At 50.4% G+C, this 16,083-nt stretch carries 13 protein-coding genes and 1 pseudogene; 10 read left to right on the plus strand and 4 right to left on the minus strand.

From position 1 onward, the window contains the following. Positions 1-11 precede the first annotated feature (11 nt). From ligA to GHH_RS01595, 3 genes are all read left to right on the plus strand, one after another. A complete protein-coding gene (gene ligA / locus GHH_RS01585) occupies positions 12-2,024 on the plus strand; it encodes an NAD-dependent DNA ligase LigA (RefSeq protein ID WP_015373821.1) in 2,013 nt (670 codons plus the stop codon). Next, on the plus strand, positions 2,021-3,244 hold the full coding sequence (locus GHH_RS01590) for a CamS family sex pheromone protein (RefSeq protein WP_015373822.1): 1,224 nt from the start codon (positions 2,021-2,023) through the stop codon (positions 3,242-3,244). The genes ligA and GHH_RS01590 overlap by 4 nt, the downstream gene beginning before the upstream one ends. A 175-nt stretch (positions 3,245-3,419) precedes the next feature. Then, positions 3,420-3,977, plus strand: coding sequence for a TIGR00730 family Rossman fold protein (locus GHH_RS01595; protein WP_015373823.1), 558 nt, complete (start codon positions 3,420-3,422; stop codon positions 3,975-3,977). An 84-nt stretch (positions 3,978-4,061) separates the two neighbouring features. Here the strand turns inward: GHH_RS01595 and GHH_RS01600 are convergent, their stop codons facing one another. The 4 genes from GHH_RS01600 to GHH_RS01615 all read right to left on the minus strand — a co-directional run bounded on the left by GHH_RS01600 (position 4,062) and on the right by GHH_RS01615 (position 7,775). Then, the gene (locus GHH_RS01600; RefSeq protein WP_015373824.1) at positions 4,062-5,537 is read right to left on the minus strand and encodes a flavin monoamine oxidase family protein; all 1,476 of its coding nucleotides are present in this window, start codon (positions 5,535-5,537) and stop codon (positions 4,062-4,064) included. Between the two features lie 102 nt (positions 5,538-5,639). Continuing rightward, positions 5,640-6,416 carry a VOC family protein gene (locus GHH_RS01605; RefSeq protein ID WP_015373825.1) on the minus strand — a complete coding sequence of 259 codons (777 nt, stop codon included), beginning with the start codon at positions 6,414-6,416 and terminating at the stop codon, positions 5,640-5,642. 29 nt (positions 6,417-6,445) lie between these two features. Then, positions 6,446-7,015 carry a hypothetical protein gene (locus tag GHH_RS01610; RefSeq protein WP_041470379.1) on the minus strand — a complete coding sequence of 190 codons (570 nt, stop codon included), beginning with the start codon at positions 7,013-7,015 and terminating at the stop codon, positions 6,446-6,448. A gap of 184 nt (positions 7,016-7,199) precedes the next feature. Next, positions 7,200-7,775 (minus strand): Uma2 family endonuclease, encoded by a 576-nt coding sequence (locus GHH_RS01615; protein WP_015373827.1) that lies wholly within the window; start codon positions 7,773-7,775, stop codon positions 7,200-7,202. Positions 7,776-8,140: 365 nt separating this feature from the next. On the opposite strand from GHH_RS01615, the gene gatC reads away from it, so the two are divergent. From gatC to GHH_RS01650, 7 genes and pseudogenes are all read left to right on the plus strand, one after another. After that, positions 8,141-8,431 carry an Asp-tRNA(Asn)/Glu-tRNA(Gln) amidotransferase subunit GatC gene (gene gatC / locus GHH_RS01620; protein WP_013144149.1) on the plus strand — a complete coding sequence of 97 codons (291 nt, stop codon included), beginning with the start codon at positions 8,141-8,143 and terminating at the stop codon, positions 8,429-8,431. 12 nt (positions 8,432-8,443) lie between these two features. Then, a complete protein-coding gene (gene gatA / locus GHH_RS01625) occupies positions 8,444-9,901 on the plus strand; it encodes an Asp-tRNA(Asn)/Glu-tRNA(Gln) amidotransferase subunit GatA (RefSeq protein ID WP_015373828.1) in 1,458 nt (485 codons plus the stop codon). Between the two features lie 13 nt (positions 9,902-9,914). Continuing rightward, the gene (gatB, locus tag GHH_RS01630; RefSeq protein ID WP_015373829.1) at positions 9,915-11,345 is read left to right on the plus strand and encodes an Asp-tRNA(Asn)/Glu-tRNA(Gln) amidotransferase subunit GatB; all 1,431 of its coding nucleotides are present in this window, start codon (positions 9,915-9,917) and stop codon (positions 11,343-11,345) included. Between the two features lie 175 nt (positions 11,346-11,520). Then, positions 11,521-12,825: a homocysteine synthase gene (locus GHH_RS01635; RefSeq protein ID WP_015373830.1), complete on the plus strand. Its 1,305-nt coding sequence runs from the start codon at positions 11,521-11,523 to the stop codon at positions 12,823-12,825. Between the two features lie 1,042 nt (positions 12,826-13,867). Next, positions 13,868-13,981 (plus strand): annotated as a pseudogene (locus GHH_RS19060) (DUF5360 family protein); the annotation flags it as partial. A gap of 69 nt (positions 13,982-14,050) precedes the next feature. Next, positions 14,051-14,431, plus strand: coding sequence for a DUF5367 family protein (locus GHH_RS01645; protein ID WP_015373832.1), 381 nt, complete (start codon positions 14,051-14,053; stop codon positions 14,429-14,431). An 87-nt stretch (positions 14,432-14,518) separates the two neighbouring features. Continuing rightward, the gene (locus tag GHH_RS01650) at positions 14,519-15,742 is read left to right on the plus strand and encodes an erythromycin esterase family protein (protein WP_015373833.1); all 1,224 of its coding nucleotides are present in this window, start codon (positions 14,519-14,521) and stop codon (positions 15,740-15,742) included. Positions 15,743-16,083: the final 341 nt, after the last annotated feature.

Here is a 16,083-nt window from a genome sequence, read left to right on the forward strand (position 1 = left end):
CGGGTGAACGTATGGACCGCCAACAAGCCGAACGGCGCGCGGCCGAGCTGCGCGAACTGCTGCACCGCTATGGCTACGAATATTATGTGCTCGACCGGCCGTCCGTCCCGGACGCCGAGTATGACCGGCTCATGCAAGAGTTGATGGCCATCGAGGAACAGTATCCGGAATTGAAAACGAGCGACTCGCCGACCCAGCGCATCGGCGGCCCTCCGCTTGAGGCGTTTCGCAAAGTGACGCATGTTGTTCCCATGATGAGTCTCGCGAACGCGTTTGACGAAGGGGATTTGCGCGATTTTGACCGCCGCGTCCGCCAAGAGGTCGGCGAAGCAGCGTACGTGTGCGAGTTGAAAATCGATGGTCTCGCTGTCTCCGTCCGCTATGAAGATGGTTATTTCGTCCAAGGGGCGACACGCGGCGACGGAACGACCGGCGAGGACATTACGGAAAATTTGAGAACGATCCGTTCACTGCCGCTTCGGCTGAAGGAGCCGGTGTCGCTGGAGGCGCGCGGCGAGGCGTTCATGCCGAAAGCGTCGTTTTTGCGCTTGAATGAGGAGCGAAAAGCCCGAGGCGAGGAGCTGTTTGCCAACCCGCGCAACGCTGCGGCTGGCTCGCTCCGCCAGCTCGATCCGAAAGTGGCGGCGTCGCGCCAGCTCGATTTGTTCGTTTATGGTTTGGCCAATGCCGAAGAGCTTGGCATTGAGTCGCACAGCGAGGCGCTCGACTACTTACAGGCGCTTGGGTTTAAAGTGAATCCCGAGCGGCGGCGCTGCGCCAACATCGATGAGGTGATCGCCTTCGTCAACGAGTGGCACGAAAAACGGCCGCAGCTGCCGTACGAGATCGACGGCATCGTCATTAAAGTCGACTCGTTCGCCCAACAGCGGGAGCTTGGTGCGACGGCAAAAAGCCCGCGCTGGGCGATCGCCTACAAATTCCCAGCCGAGGAAGTGGTGACGACGCTCATCGGCATTGAGGTGAACGTCGGCCGCACGGGCGTCGTCACTCCGACAGCGATCTTAGAGCCGGTCCGCGTCGCCGGCACGACCGTGCAGCGCGCCACTCTTCATAATGAAGATTTTATACGGGAAAAAGATATTCGCATCGGCGATGCGGTCATCATTAAAAAAGCGGGCGACATCATCCCGGAAGTGGTCGGCGTCGTCGTCGACCGGCGCGACGGGGATGAAACGCCGTTTGTGATGCCGACGCATTGTCCGGAATGCGAAAGCGAGCTCGTCCGCCTAGATGGAGAAGTGGCGCTCCGTTGCTTAAACCCGAAATGCCCGGCCCAGCTGCGCGAACGGCTCATCCATTTTGCCTCAAGAGCAGCGATGAACATTGAAGGGTTGGGCGAAAAAGTCGTCACCCAACTGTTTAACGCTGGCCTCGTCCACGATGTCGCCGATTTGTACCGGCTGACGAAAGAACAGCTCATCGGTTTGGAACGGATGGGCGAAAAGTCAGCAACCAACTTGCTTGCAGCGATTGAGGCATCGAAGCAAAACTCGCTCGAGCGGTTGCTGTTCGGTCTTGGCATCCGCTACGTCGGGGCGAAAGCCGCCCAACTTTTGGCTGAGCATTTTGAAACGATGGAGCGGCTGGAAAAAGCGACGAAAGAGGAATTGATGGCCGTGCCGGAAATTGGCGAGAAAATGGCGGACTCGATCATCGCCTTCTTTTCCCAGCCAGAAGCGGCCGAGCTGCTCCATGAGCTGCGGCTTTACGGCGTCAACATGGCATACAAAGGGCCGAAGCGGGCGGCTGAAGCGCCTGCTGACTCCGCCTTCGCCGGCAAAACGGTCGTCTTGACCGGCAAACTCGCGTCGATGTCGCGCAATGAGGCAAAGGAAGAGATTGAACGGCGCGGCGGGCGCGTCACCGGCAGCGTCAGCCGCAGCACCGACATCGTCATCGCCGGTGAGGACGCCGGATCGAAGCTGGAGAAAGCCCAGCAGCTTGGCATTGAGATTTGGGACGAATCACGATTTTTGCAAGAGATCAACAGGGGGAAACGATGAAACGAATCTCACCACTTCGCAGTTTGGTTGCCTGCCGTTGGACGAATCGGGCCCGAAAGCGGTTGGCCGCTGTCGGCCTCGCTTCGATTTGTTTGTTGTCTGCGTGTGCGCCGAAGTTTGACAAAGGTGAGGAAGTCGTGCAAGACAAAGGCAGCAAACAGCAAGAAGCCGTCATCCCGAAATACAACATTGCCGACTCGTATTACCGCGTCATCCTTCCGTTCAAACCGTCCGGGGCCCGTGGGGAGGTCGTCAATGATTTAAATACGCGCCTTGATGTCGACGAATTTGAGACGGGGCTCATGCGCTTGGCCACTGAGCAGTTTCCGTCGGATGAGTACTTGTTCCAAGAGGGGCAATATTTAGACAGCGAGACGGTTGGAAAATGGCTCGCTCGCAAGAAGACGACTCGCCAGCTGAAGGAAGAGAAAATGAAGCCGGAAGACAACATCGGCTTAAACCCACCGATCAGCGACACGGGAACAAACGAACAAAAAAACAAACAAAGCCCGATTTATTTGGCGAGCATTTTGGAACATGATTATTTGGTGAAGATCGACAACGACAAAGTGAAGCTCGGCGGCATCGCTATCGGCCTGGCGTTAAACTCCGTCCACTATTACTCAACCGAGCAAGGCTATCCGCGCGAGGTCAAAATCAAAGACGATGTCATCGAACGGGAAGGAAAGCGGATCGCCGCCGAGGTGCTGAAGCGGCTGCGGAGCATGAAAGGGCTTGGCAGTGTGCCGATTACGATCGCCCTGTACAAACAAGCGCCCCGTTCATCTGTTGTTCCAGGCCACTTTTTCGCCGTCGCCCATGTCGATGAAGGAAGCAGCACCATCGATGATTGGGAGGCGGTGAACGAGGAATATTATTTATTCCCGTCTGATGAGGCGGAAGAAAACCACCGCGACGACTGGCTGAAATTCAATAATTTTAAATCAGACGTTGAGGACTTTTTCCCGAACTACACGGGCATCGTCGGCAGAGGGCTGTATGTCAACGACCAGCTTCAGAAGTTAACGATCAACATTACGATGCCGTTTTACGGCAAAGCGGAAGTGATCGGCTTTACCCAATACGTGACCGGCTTGGTGATGGAAAAATTCCCGGACTACATCACCGTCAACGTCTACATCGCCTCGGCCGGCCAGCCGGAAAGCCTCATCGTGCGCCAGGCGAAAGCAGACGAGCCGTTTGTGCATATTTATCAATGACAACGTGCCACATCCCCTCTGGACGAGCCAGAGGGGATGTGTTTTTTGCGATGTTGCGGTTCGAAAAGGCTGGTGTAAACGGATTCGGTGGCAGCCTGTCGGTGTGATTTGCCGGATGGGGGACAGACTGATAAAATAATGAAGACCTAGATGCGAGTAAAGGTGTGTCACGATCATGAAAGCCATCTGTGTGTTTTGCGGATCAAGTTATGGACAAAGCGTAAAATACAAGGAAGCGGCGAAAGCGCTCGGAACGTTTCTCGCCCAAAGCGGCACGACGCTTATTTACGGCGGCGGAAAACGCGGCTTGATGGGGGAAATCGCGGAGGCGGCGCTTCGCCATCAAGGGCGTGTGATCGGCATCATTCCGCAGTTTTTAAAAGACAGGGAAGTGGCGCATGACCGGTTGAGCGAGCTGGTGGTCGTCGATACGATGCATACGCGCAAGGCGAAAATGTATGAAGCGGCCGACGGGTTTATCGCCTTGCCAGGCGGGTATGGGACGTATGAAGAGCTGTTTGAAGTGCTCTCATGGTCGCGCGTCGGCCTCCACCAAAAACCGATTGGCCTGCTTAACGTGGACGGGTTTTTCGATCCTCTTCTTCATTTGCTTCGGCATACAGTCGAAAACGGATTTGCCGCGCCGGAAGATCTCAAGCTGATCGTCAGCGCCGAAGACGTTCCGACGCTGTATGAGCGGATGAGCCTGTTCCGCCATCATCGTAGACAGTGATGACGGGTCTTTTTATGCGATCATGACGGTGCATTTGATCTTTCAAGGCCAATCAAAACGATGGTGCGGGCTGCCAGTGGTTCATCAAGCCTGTGCATTGTTCACTTCATGGGCGACGCGAATGCCGGATTCAATGGCGCCTTGAATCCATCCGTGGTGGGTGGAAGCGTGTTCCCCGGCAAAATGCACCCTCCCTTCGGGAGTGGCGATATACGGCGACAGCTCCGTCACTTGATTCGGCTTCATCATCGTGAAGGCACCGCCGGAGTACGGATAGCGAACCCAGCTATGGCTCGTTCCGGTTTCAAATTCACGGTATACTTGCTCTCCATAGAGGATCGCTAAATTTTTCAGCGTATATTCCAGTCGCTCTTCATCGCCCAAGCTGTCCCAAGGAATGGTGTCATCTTCCCACGTATAGCTCGCCAATACGACACCTGGCCCCGTGGTGCCAATGCCTTGGCTTGGATATTGTGTATACGTAATCGGCAGATCGGAAACCGCTCTGCCCCCAAACATGCCTTCTTTTTCCCAAAACCGCGTTTTAAACTGGATGCCCGTTTTCGTCGAACCGGCATAGTGAAGTTCACGAATGGCTTTCCATTTGTTTTCGGAAAATGAATGGCGGGGTTCGATGTCGACAAACTGCAAAATCGAAAATGGGATGGTGACGATTGCTCGATCGGCGGTGACTTGAAACGGTTGAAGAATTTTGGTGTGCGTGGCGTGGATGGTGACGCCGTTTTCGCGCTGGACGATTTTTTGCACTTTGTGGCTGAAAAGGATATCATCTTTCAGCTGCGGCAAAAAGGCTTTTGGAAGCCGGTCGTTTCCGCCGACGATTTCGTAAAAACGGATGTTCGGGGTAAACAGCACCATCAATTCACGCAACATTTCCAGAAACGACAGTTCCGGCAATCCCCCAAGCGAAAGAACGGCTTTGATCATATCGATGGCGCCGATGGACAACGATAGGCCAAACGGATTGTAACGCAAATAGGCGTCCAGCGAATAGCGGTCGAGCCGTTCGATGACAATTGGCCAATGGTTTTCCGGATTTTGTTCAATGAATTGAACGACCGGACGAATGGCCATCTGCAATAACTCGGAAGCGGTTTTTCCCCGTTCGTGGGGGGCGACGGGAAAGCCAAAGAGGCCGGGATGCCGCTCATATTCGCCAAGGCGTGCTTTCACACCGCGGAAATATAAAATGTCGCGCGGGGTGCTGTTGATAAACGGGTGGAGCGGCAAGTTGAATTTTTTGATATATTCCAATGTCAATTGATGGGTGTGCGGGATGCGCATCGCGCCGGCTTCGAGATACTGGTCGTCGCGAAAGTGGGAGCGGAGCGTGTAGATGCGGCCGCCGACCCGCTCGGATGCTTCTAAGATGGTGATGCGATGGCCGGCTTGCTTCAGCAATGACGCTGCGACAAGCCCGGCCATCCCGGCGCCGATGATGACGATATGTTGAGGCGCCGTCGTTTTCTTTAAGCCGTGGCGAATAATCGAGATCATCGTTTCCATTGAGAGTTTTGGAGAAACATACGGGTGGGACACGGTTGGACTCCCCCTTTGCCGTTTTCACCGCGCGAGGATGAAGGTGCGGTTATTCCATCTTATTCCGCGGCAAAGGGGAGTATGTGAGAATAGGAATGCCCGTCACGGCCTGGAAACGATATACGTCGCGCCATCGATTTCGATGGAGCGCTGTTCCTGCACCCCCACAATCCGGCACGAAAACGGGCGCGTTGATGGATGACGTCGGTCAGCCTCATAGAACCGAATCGCAATGCCGCCGACAGCGAGCTTCGCATACGCTCCCGCCTCATCGCGCCCCACATCGGGTTTGGGCAAGTCAAACAGCCGGCGGTAGCCGTTGACTGCCCGCTGGAGATCGAGGGTGTAGATGCTAATTGACGACAGCGAAACAGAGCCAATCGGGTGTCTCATGAGCGGTGCCAGCTCGTTCATCCGCACGTCATCGCCGTCGCCCCATTGGATGAAAAACGGATAGCGAAATGCACCGTCTGTGTCGTCTTCGATAAACAGCATCGACCATGTCAGCCGCTTGCCGTCATCGCGCTCGCGGCTGCCGGGGAGCGGACCGATTGGGGTAAACCCGTTTCGTTTGAGATGTGCCGCCACCGCTTCGATGTTGTTCGTGCGGAAGGCAAATTGGGAGAAGCCGTTTCCTTCTTGGCGGTCGGCGACAAGCTGGGCGATGAGCGGATTTCCGCACGTTCTCGCCGCCTGTCTATCAGCAATGCCGATCCATTCAATGTAGCGCAAATGCTCAAAGTAACATAAGGCGTTGTACGTTCCCCATGACGGATGGCGGCCGCCATGGATGGCTGTAAACCCCCATTGTTCAAACGCCGTTTTCGCTTGCTCTGGTCGTTCGGTTAAGTGGACGAGATGGTCAAACACGACATGCATGGCGGCGGCCTCCTCCTAGATGGAATCGATCAGCGGAACAGCATTTCTTTGAGCTTGTAAATGATTCGTTCGTTATCGACGGTGCGGTGGGCGATAAAATTCAAATCGAGCTTGATGTCTTCAATTTGGGCGGACAATTGTTCGTAACGGGAATCCATTTTTTGTTCGAGGCGGTCCACCGTTTGTTTCAATGAGGAAAATTCCCGGTGAAGCTGGTGGATGTCAGCAGCGAGAGCTTCCAGTTTGGCGTCTGTTTCGTCTTGGCGGTGGAGGAGAGCAGCCACGATGCCGTTCAATTCCGTTTGCCCAGCGCGAAGCGAATCTTGTTCTTGACGCAGACGCTGTTGTTCCAAACGGATTTCCTGCTGTTCTTTTCGGATTTCTTGCTGTTCTTTTCGGATTTCTTGCTGTTCTTTTCGGATTTCTTGCTGTTCTCTCCGAATTTCTTGTTGCTCTTTCCGAATTTCTTCTTGTTCCTGGCGAATGGCGATTTGTTCACGCTCGAGCCGCTCTTGGCCTTCTACGAGCTTTTGCAGTGTGCTGTCCATGGCGTTCAGGCGATCAAGCACTTGGGCGAGCAAAGCGTCACTCATCGTCATGATTCCCCCTTTTTTCGTCTGTTATGGCCATTATAGTACATATGTTCGGGGTTGTCAATCAAGAAAATTTGAACATCCATGGCGGACAAACTCCTTCCCATTCCTTGTTTGTCAACGGTTTATTCCATATCGATGCCCAACAATCCTCCCGATTTTTGTCAGCAGCATCCAAAATATGAGATGTTCACATGGAAGCAAATACTTTTGGCAATGAGATGAAGAGCTTTGGAAAAATATGAGGGCAAATCGTTTCATCTTTATAGTGCACTCCCGCTTGGTGAAACTTTTGATCTTGCAAGGCATATTTTTCGACGGTCTCATGAACCGGATCGACAATCCAGTATTCTCTGACACCAGCTTGTTCGTAGTTGTGAAATTTCGTAATGCGGTCGTGTTTGGCGGTAGATGGAGAAAGAACTTCTACGATAAGATCAGGCGCCCCATAAATTCGCTCATCACCAATTTTTTGTTTGTCACAAACAACAATGAAATCGGGAATATACCAATCTTTAATGTCATGAAGAGGAGTATCTTTTGTTGCGAATAAACATACATCGATCGGTGCGACAAATACTTCACACGAGGAATGGTGTAGAAAGTCGAAAAACTGTGCTGACAAAGCTGTCACGATACGTTGATGTCTTGGTGTAGGTGAAGGAGTCATAAATAGGACGCCGTCAATTCCCTCATATCGTTTTTCCTCAGGGAAGTTTACGTAATCTGCATATGTCCATGGATGATTTTGATTTGGCAGCGACATGCAATTTCCCTCCTTGTGCTTTCATTTTATCGTATTTCTTTGAATAAAAAAAGGCGTCACGAGCGATTCCTTCCTGTGTCTAAATTAGGAGCGCGTCCTTTTTCTCCCATCAACCGTTTACTCATGCGAGTGACGTCCTATTGTGCGCTGTTCAGGAAAACGAAATATTCCTACATCAAAATTAAATCCTCCCGGTTTCACGCCTGCCTTCGCTATTGGGGGGTGTTATGGAACGTTGTATTCATTTGCATCGCGAATATGTAGATTGATTCTCGCTCAGAACACGCGGCAACTGTTGCTTCATTCGTTGAAAGTTTGGTATCATCATGGTATTGTGATAGGTCGAACTCGTTGGAGGTGAAACCATGTCGCGAATTTCGATTGACCAAGTCAAACACGTCGCCGACCTAGCGCGATTGGCGATTACGGATGAAGAGGCGGAGATGTTTGCGAAACAGCTCGATGCGATCATTACATTTGCCGAGCAGTTGAATGAATTGGATACGGAGAATGTTCCGCCGACTTCGCACGTGCTTGATATGAGAAACGTGATGCGCGAGGATATTCCAGAACCGGGGCTGCCGCGCGAAGAAGTGTTGAAAAACGCGCCGGATCAGCAAGACGGCCAGTTCCGTGTGCCGGCCATTTTAGAGTAAGGAGGGGGATTTATGTCGCTTTTTGACCATTCCGTGCAAGAATTACATACGTTGCTGCAGAAAAAAGAAGTGTCCGTTTCCGATCTCGTCGACGAATCGTACCGCCGCATCGGCGAAGTGGAAGAGAAAGTGCAAGCGTTTTTAACATTAAATGAAGAACAGGCGAGGGCGAAAGCGAAGGAGCTCGATGACCGGCTCGCCAAAGGTGAAGAAACGAACCCGCTGTTCGGCTTGCCGATCGGCATTAAAGACAACATCGTCACAAAAGGATTGCGCACGACATGCGCCAGCAAAATTCTATACAACTTTGACCCGATTTATGACGCTACTGTCATGGAGCGGCTGCATGCCGCAGGGGCGATCACGATCGGGAAGCTGAACATGGACGAGTTCGCCATGGGCTCGTCGACGGAAAACTCCGGCTTTCAGCTGACGCGCAACCCGTGGGACGTAGAGCGCGTTCCGGGCGGCTCGAGCGGCGGTTCGGCGGCGGCGGTGGCGGCCGGCGAAGTGCCGTTTGCTTTAGGTTCTGATACGGGCGGTTCGATCCGCCAGCCGGCGGCGTTTTGCGGGGTTGTTGGCTTGAAGCCGACGTACGGACGCGTCTCGCGCTTTGGCCTCGTCGCGTTTGCCTCGTCGCTTGACCAAATCGGCCCGATTACGCGCACGGTCGAAGACAACGCCTACTTATTGCAGGCGATAGCGGGTGTCGATCCGATGGATTCGACATCGGCAAATGTTCCGGTGCCAAACTATGTGGAGGCGTTGACCGGGGACATCAAAGGATTGAAAATCGCCGTGCCGAAAGAATATTTAGGTGAGGGCGTCGATGAAGGCGTGCGCCAGTCGGTGCTTGCGGCGCTTGCCGTGCTTGAGAAGCTGGGTGCGGCGTGGGAAGAAGTGTCGCTGCCGCATTCGAAATATGCGCTCGCGACGTACTATTTGCTCGCTTCGTCCGAGGCATCAGCGAACTTGGCTCGCTTTGACGGCGTCCGCTACGGCTACCGGACGGACAACGCGAAAAACTTGATCGATATGTATAAACTGACGCGAAGCGAAGGGTTTGGGGCGGAGGTCAAGCGCCGCATTATGCTCGGGACGTTCGCGTTAAGCTCGGGCTATTACGATGCGTATTACAAAAAAGCGCAAAAAGTGCGGACATTGATCAAACGAGATTTTGAGAACGTCTTTGAACAATATGACGTCATCATCGGCCCGACGACACCGACACCGGCGTTTAAAATCGGTGAGAAAACGAACGATCCGCTGACGATGTATATGAACGACATTTTAACGATTCCAGTCAACTTGGCAGGCGTGCCGGCCATTTCCGTGCCGTGCGGCTTTGTCGATGGCTTGCCGGTCGGCTTGCAAATCATCGGCAAGCACTTTGATGAAAGCACTGTCTACCGCGTCGCCCACGCTTTTGAACAAGCGACCGACTACCATAAGCAAAAACCGGTGTTGTAAGGGGGGTTAGGTGATGAACTTTGAAACGGTCATCGGACTTGAGGTGCACGTCGAGCTGAAAACGAAATCGAAAATTTTCTCCAGCAGCCCGAACGCGTTCGGCGCGCCCCCGAACACGCAAACGAACGTCATCGACTTAGGGTATCCGGGCGTGCTGCCGGTGTTGAACCGCCAGGCGGTCGAGTTTGCGATGAAAGCGGCGATGGCGTTAAACTGCGAAATCGCGACCGAGACGAAATTCGACCGCAAAAACTACTTTTATCCGGACAACCCGAAAGCGTACCAAATTTCGCAATACGACCAGCCGCTTGGCAAAAACGGCTGGATTGAAATTGAAGTGAATGGGAAAAAGAAAAAAATCGGCATCACCCGCATTCACTTGGAAGAAGACGCCGGCAAGCTGACACATACGGGCGACGGCTATTCGCTCGTTGATTTTAACCGCCAAGGGACGCCGCTCATCGAGATCGTCTCGGAACCAGACATCCGCTCGCCGGAAGAGGCGTACGCCTACTTGGAAAAATTAAAGGCGATCATCCAATACACAGGCGTCTCCGACTGCAAAATGGAAGAAGGATCGCTCCGCTGCGATGCCAACATTTCGCTCCGCCCGATCGGATCGGACCAATTCGGCACGAAAACGGAGTTGAAAAACTTAAACTCGTTCAACTTCGTCCGCATGGGGCTCGAGTATGAGGCGAAGCGGCAGGAGAAAATTTTGCTTTCAGGCGGCGTCATCCGCCAAGAAACGCGGCGCTTTGACGAAGCGACAAAAACGACCATCCTCATGCGCGTCAAAGAAGGTTCGGAAGACTACCGCTACTTCCCAGAGCCGGACTTGGTGATGCTCTATATTGACGACGAATGGAAAGAGCGCGTCCGCGCCTCGATTCCGGAGCTGCCGGACGCCCGCCGGAAGCGGTATGTCGAAGAGTGGGGCTTGCCGGAATACGACGCCAAAGTGCTGACGCTGACCAAAGAAATGGCGGATTTCTTCGAAGCAACGGTCGCAAACGGCGCCGATCCGAAACTGGCGTCGAACTGGCTCATGGTCGAAGTATCCGGGTACTTAAACGCCGAGCAAAAAGAGCTCCATGACATCGCGTTGACGCCGGAAAGTTTGGCTGGGATGATCAAACTCATCCAAAACGGCACGATTTCGTCGAAAATCGCGAAAAAAGTGTTCAAAGAACTCGTCGAACACGGCGGCGACCCAGAGAAAATCGTCAAAGAAAAAGGGCTCGTGCAAATTTCCGACGAAGGAGCGTTGCGCAAAATTGTGCTCGAAGTGCTTGACGCCAACCCGCAGTCGGTGGAAGACTATAAAAACGGCAAAGACCGCGCGCTCGGCTTCCTTGTCGGCCAAGTGATGAAAGCGACGAAAGGACAAGCGAATCCGCCGCTTGTCAATAAGCTGTTAGTAGAGGAAATTGGAAAACGATAATGAAACAATAGGAGGCCTGCCCACCGGCAGGCTCTGTTTTCAATAAAAATTTTTGCACTATTAAAAAAATACAATTGACAAACGTTGTGATCGAATGATAGATTTTTTATAAGAAAAAACCAATTGATTTAGTAGGATATGAAATCTCGAAGGGTCAAAGAGGGGAGAGGAAACGATGAGCAATGAACAAACCTTCCGCCCGGAGACGCTCGCCATCCACGCCGGGCAAAAACCGGATGCGGAAACGGGCGCGCGGGCGGTGCCGATTTACCAAACAAGCTCGTATGTATTCCGCGACAGCGAGCACGCAGCCAATTTATTTGGCTTGAAAGAGGAAGGATACATTTACACTCGCATTATGAACCCGACGAACGACGTGTTCGAAAAACGGATCGCGGCGCTTGAAGGCGGCATTGGAGCGCTTGCGCTGTCATCGGGGCAGGCGGCGGTGTTTTATTCGATCATCAACATCGCCTCGGCGGGCGATGAAATCGTCTCGTCGTCGTCCATTTACGGCGGAACGTACAACTTGTTCGCCCATACGCTGCGCAAGTTCGGCATTACGGTGAAGTTTGTCGATCCGTCTGACCCGGAAAACTTTGAGAAGGCCATCACCGACAAAACGAAAGCGTTGTTTGCGGAAACGATCGGCAACCCGAAAAACGATGTGCTTGACATTGAAGCGGTCGCCGACATCGCCCATCGCCACGCCATTCCGCTCATCGTTGACAACACGGTGGCCAGCCCCTATTTGTTGCGGCCGATTGAATTCGGCGCCGACATCGTCGTCCACTCAGCGACAAAGTTCATCGGCGGGCACGGCAATTCGATCGGCGGTGTGATTGTCGACAGCGGCAAGTTTGACTGGAAAGGGAGCGGCAAGTTTCCGGAGTTCACCGAGCCAGACCCAAGCTACCACGGGTTGGTGTATGTGGACGCCGTCGGCGAAGCAGCGTACATCACGAAAGCGCGCATCCAGCTCTTGCGCGACTTAGGAGCGGCGCTGTCGCCGTTTAACGCGTTTTTGCTTTTGCAAGGGTTGGAGACGCTCCATTTGCGGATGCAGCGCCATAGCGAAAACGCCCTTGCCGTCGCCAAGTTTTTAGAAGAGGAAGAAGCAGTTGAATCGGTCAACTACCCAGGGCTTCCGAGCCATCCGTCGCATGAACTGGCGAAAAAGTATTTGCCGAATGGGCAGGGCGCGATCGTCACGTTTGAAATCAAAGGCGGCGTCGAAGCTGGCAAAAAACTGATCGACTCGGTCAAGCTGTTCTCCCATTTGGCCAACATCGGCGATTCGAAATCGCTCATCATCCACCCGGCCAGCACGACGCACGAGCAGCTGAGCCCGGACGAACAGCTGTCCGCCGGCGTCACCCCGGGCCTTGTGCGTCTGTCCGTCGGCACGGAAGCGATCGACGACATTTTGGACGACTTGCGCCAAGCCATTCGTCAAAGCCAGACGGTGGGGGTGAAGTAGAAGCAACGAAGCGAGAACCATTTAGAAAATAGAAAGAGCGCCCTAATCGACAAACTAGGGCGCTCTTTTTTGATTTGCAGAGCAAAGCTATCTCAGAACACGCCTTCTCTGCACTTGCAAGGGAAAATCAGTACATCAGATTTTCCGGACACGGAGACTCCAGACTATCCTCGCTTGTCAAGTACGTTCCACCTGAATCCGTGATAGAAGTGTACCCGAAATGCCGGGAAACTCTCAATTATGCAGAGGCCTCTACTCTATTTCGAATGTTCACCTATTAAACGTTTTGTTGATTGATCAAATTTTCTTGTGGGGGTGTGAACCCGTCTTGATCACCGATTCAAGGTTACAGTGATGCACCCATTTTGTTTTAATTTTTCGTATTTACTTCTTTTTTTTTGTTATAATATCCCATGGGACCGGTCCTGTATTTTAAGGTTCATCACCAAAAGATGTACTTGACTTTTAAAGACAAACATGATAGCAATGTTGCTCAAAGAGATGTGTGGTATAAAAAGGAAAAATGCTGTTTTGATTTTCTTTATCATAATCGTCTTTCTTTGTCAAGTACACTTTGTGGTGAAGAGCCAATTGAGACAATTAACTCAGCTTATAAAACATTAGGGGCGACTAAATGGGAGTCATTAGGCATGTGGTAATGATTGATTGGTATGCGCGTTTAGGATAAGCTTAGCGTTAAAGCCGATGATCTCACATTCTAGCTTATCCTATAGGCAGGTGGTTCCTTATTTTTGTAAATTGAGGATCTTTATAAAATGTGTCCGTTTTTTTGTGTGCATGAGGGTACAAAGAAAGCGAAAGTAAAGGTGGGCAAATCATCAATCACGGAGGAATTGCCGCATGCTATCTTCATTTATCAAAGATTTGACCGCTCTGCCGATTTTCTTATTGGAGATGAACGAAAAGAGGCAATGCTTTCTTGCGTTGTTTTTCCTTTCCTCAATGTCCAATGTAAAGAATCAACAAAATAAAATTAATCAAACTTTTAGCCGTTTCTTTCCGTTGATCATGCGCATTTTGGGTTTTCCGCAAAGATTTTGACATCACTTGGTGGGCTGCCAACTTGTATTTAATGATTTACCCGTTGTTTTTTATTAAAGATTTTATTGCTGAAAAGAATAAGGATTGTCTGTGAAGGTATGATGGATCAAAATTGTTGGTGAAATGCGGTTATGACCTTATTTAAGAAAAAGGGGTGTTGATCGTGTATTTTCTTATTTGGGGCTTTCTTGTCTGGTTAGGAGCAACCCTCATTTTCCGGTTTTTTGGCCATTTTTTCTTCCATCCAGAAAACGCTTTACTTCTTCTTTTGTCCTATCTGCTTGTTGTTCCGGTCATTGTTTTATTAACCTATCCGCTGTACAAGCTTAAAGACTTGACAAAAGATGAACGTTTAAAAGCCGCTATGTTTATCGCGCTTCCCGGCATGTTCATTGATACGGTTGTGTTAGTGATCTTTCCAGATGTGTTTACGAATTTACCTGTGCAATCCGATCGGTATTTTGGTTCTTGGTTATTATGGGCGTACAGTTTAATTTTGATAACGGGTCTTCCGTTAAAAAAGCGAGAGGGAGGTGACAAATGAAAAAACGTTTAAAATGTTTGTCTGGCCGTTTTACAGGCTTTGGGGCAGTAATGCTACGGAATATTATGAAAGCAAGGGGATAAACACATGTTTCACCGCAAAAATAATATTTCTTCTGAAATCGATTGGCTCAAAGGTCATACGTACTGTATACAATTGCATGAATTCGATGATGATTCCGATTTGTATTTTTTAAAACCTTTATTGCAAAATAAGCGGATCGTTTTTTTGGGAGAGAATGGCCACGGGGTGGCAGAACATAGCATGATTAAAACAAAGATGATCAAGTACTTACATAAAGAATTGGGGTTTCGAGTTTTAGCATTCGAAAGCAGCTTCAGTGACTGCAGCGTATGCTTTTATCAACAAGACCAACTGGATGCAAGGCAATGGATGAAACATTCGTTGTTTAAAGTCTGGCATACGGAGGAAGTCGAGACGCTCTTTCATTATGTGAAGGAAACACAATTATCCAATCAGCCTCTTATCTTAACAGGATTGGATATTCAGCCTGCCTCAAACGATCATATTACTGGCAAATTTCTCTCAAAAATGTTTTCAAATATGGATAAGGCCTATGGTGAGAAAATGGTAGAGTTGGAACAAGAAATGCTTTACCAATATGTCAATTCCCGTAGTCCGTCAATTTCCAAAAAGGAACGTAAGCAAAAATGCAAAGAATTGATGGCTCTTTATCAAGAATTTCTCTTGTTATTAGATAAAAACCGCCTTGCATTACAAAATAAGTTTGGAAAAGACGCTTTTTTGCTTGTGAACCGAATTTTGCAAAACCGAATTTTCCTTATGCAGATGATCTCTTCCCATTTCATGAAAGCGATAAAAATCCGAAATAAGGCAATGGCTGACAATATTTCGTGGCTGGCACAAGAGATGTTTCCTAATGAAAAGATAATAATATGGGCGCACAATGGGCATATAATGAAGCAATCTAGGAGATTACTAGGGTTTCTATCGACATTTTCTTATTTACCTCCCGAAATCAAGGAATTCTCCTATACCATTGGCTTCTTTATGTATAGTGGACAAGCAGCAGAAAATAATCGCAGTGTATATGAAGTACAGCAGCCTGGCCAAGACAGCATCGAGTTTCGAATCAAGCAAGTAGGACATGAAATTGGCTTTTTAGATATCTCGCAGCAAAGAAAAGTGCCCCAAAACCGTTGGCTTTTCAAGCATACTTACACAATGCATGAAGGAAAGCAATTAAGTCTTATCAAACCTAGCGCTTGTTATGACGGGCTTGTCGTTTGTGCGAAAACATCTTCTCCAAAGTACATCAATCTAGATTGAATTTGGTCATAGAAAGATAAGGGACCACTTTTAGCAGCATGGCGCCAGGCATCTGTCGATCAAGAAAAATGTGGCTCTTCACCAAAAGTTGTACTTGATTTTTTCTGAACATACTCTATTTACGCTTGTGAGGGAAAATCAACAAATCAGTGATTTTTGCACATCTTTGGGCAGGAAACCGTATTGCTTGTCAAGTACATGTTGTGGTGAAGAGCCTTTGCTGGCTCTTCACCACAAAGTGTACTTGACAAAGAAAGACGATTATGATAAAGACAATCAAAATAGCATTTTTCCTTTTTATACCACACATCTCTTTGAGCAACATTGCTATCATGTTTATC

It is taken from the genome of Geobacillus sp. GHH01 (assembly GCF_000336445.1).
GTDB lineage: Bacteria > Bacillota > Bacilli > Bacillales > Anoxybacillaceae > Geobacillus > Geobacillus zalihae.

Coding starts and splice junctions, on each gene's coding strand:
- ligA (WP_015373821.1), top strand. CDS start 12: ATGGACCGCCAACAAGCCGAACGGCGCGCGGCCGAGCTGCGCGAACTG.
- GHH_RS01590 (WP_015373822.1), top strand. CDS start 2,021: ATGAAACGAATCTCACCACTTCGCAGTTTGGTTGCCTGCCGTTGGACG.
- GHH_RS01595 (WP_015373823.1), top strand. CDS start 3,420: ATGAAAGCCATCTGTGTGTTTTGCGGATCAAGTTATGGACAAAGCGTA.
- GHH_RS01605 (WP_015373825.1), bottom strand. CDS start 6,416: ATGCATGTCGTGTTTGACCATCTCGTCCACTTAACCGAACGACCAGAG.
- GHH_RS01610 (WP_041470379.1), bottom strand. CDS start 7,015: ATGACGATGAGTGACGCTTTGCTCGCCCAAGTGCTTGATCGCCTGAAC.
- GHH_RS01615 (WP_015373827.1), bottom strand. CDS start 7,775: ATGTCGCTGCCAAATCAAAATCATCCATGGACATATGCAGATTACGTA.
- gatC (WP_013144149.1), top strand. CDS start 8,141: ATGTCGCGAATTTCGATTGACCAAGTCAAACACGTCGCCGACCTAGCG.
- gatA (WP_015373828.1), top strand. CDS start 8,444: ATGTCGCTTTTTGACCATTCCGTGCAAGAATTACATACGTTGCTGCAG.
- gatB (WP_015373829.1), top strand. CDS start 9,915: ATGAACTTTGAAACGGTCATCGGACTTGAGGTGCACGTCGAGCTGAAA.
- GHH_RS01635 (WP_015373830.1), top strand. CDS start 11,521: ATGAGCAATGAACAAACCTTCCGCCCGGAGACGCTCGCCATCCACGCC.
- GHH_RS01650 (WP_015373833.1), top strand. CDS start 14,519: ATGTTTCACCGCAAAAATAATATTTCTTCTGAAATCGATTGGCTCAAA.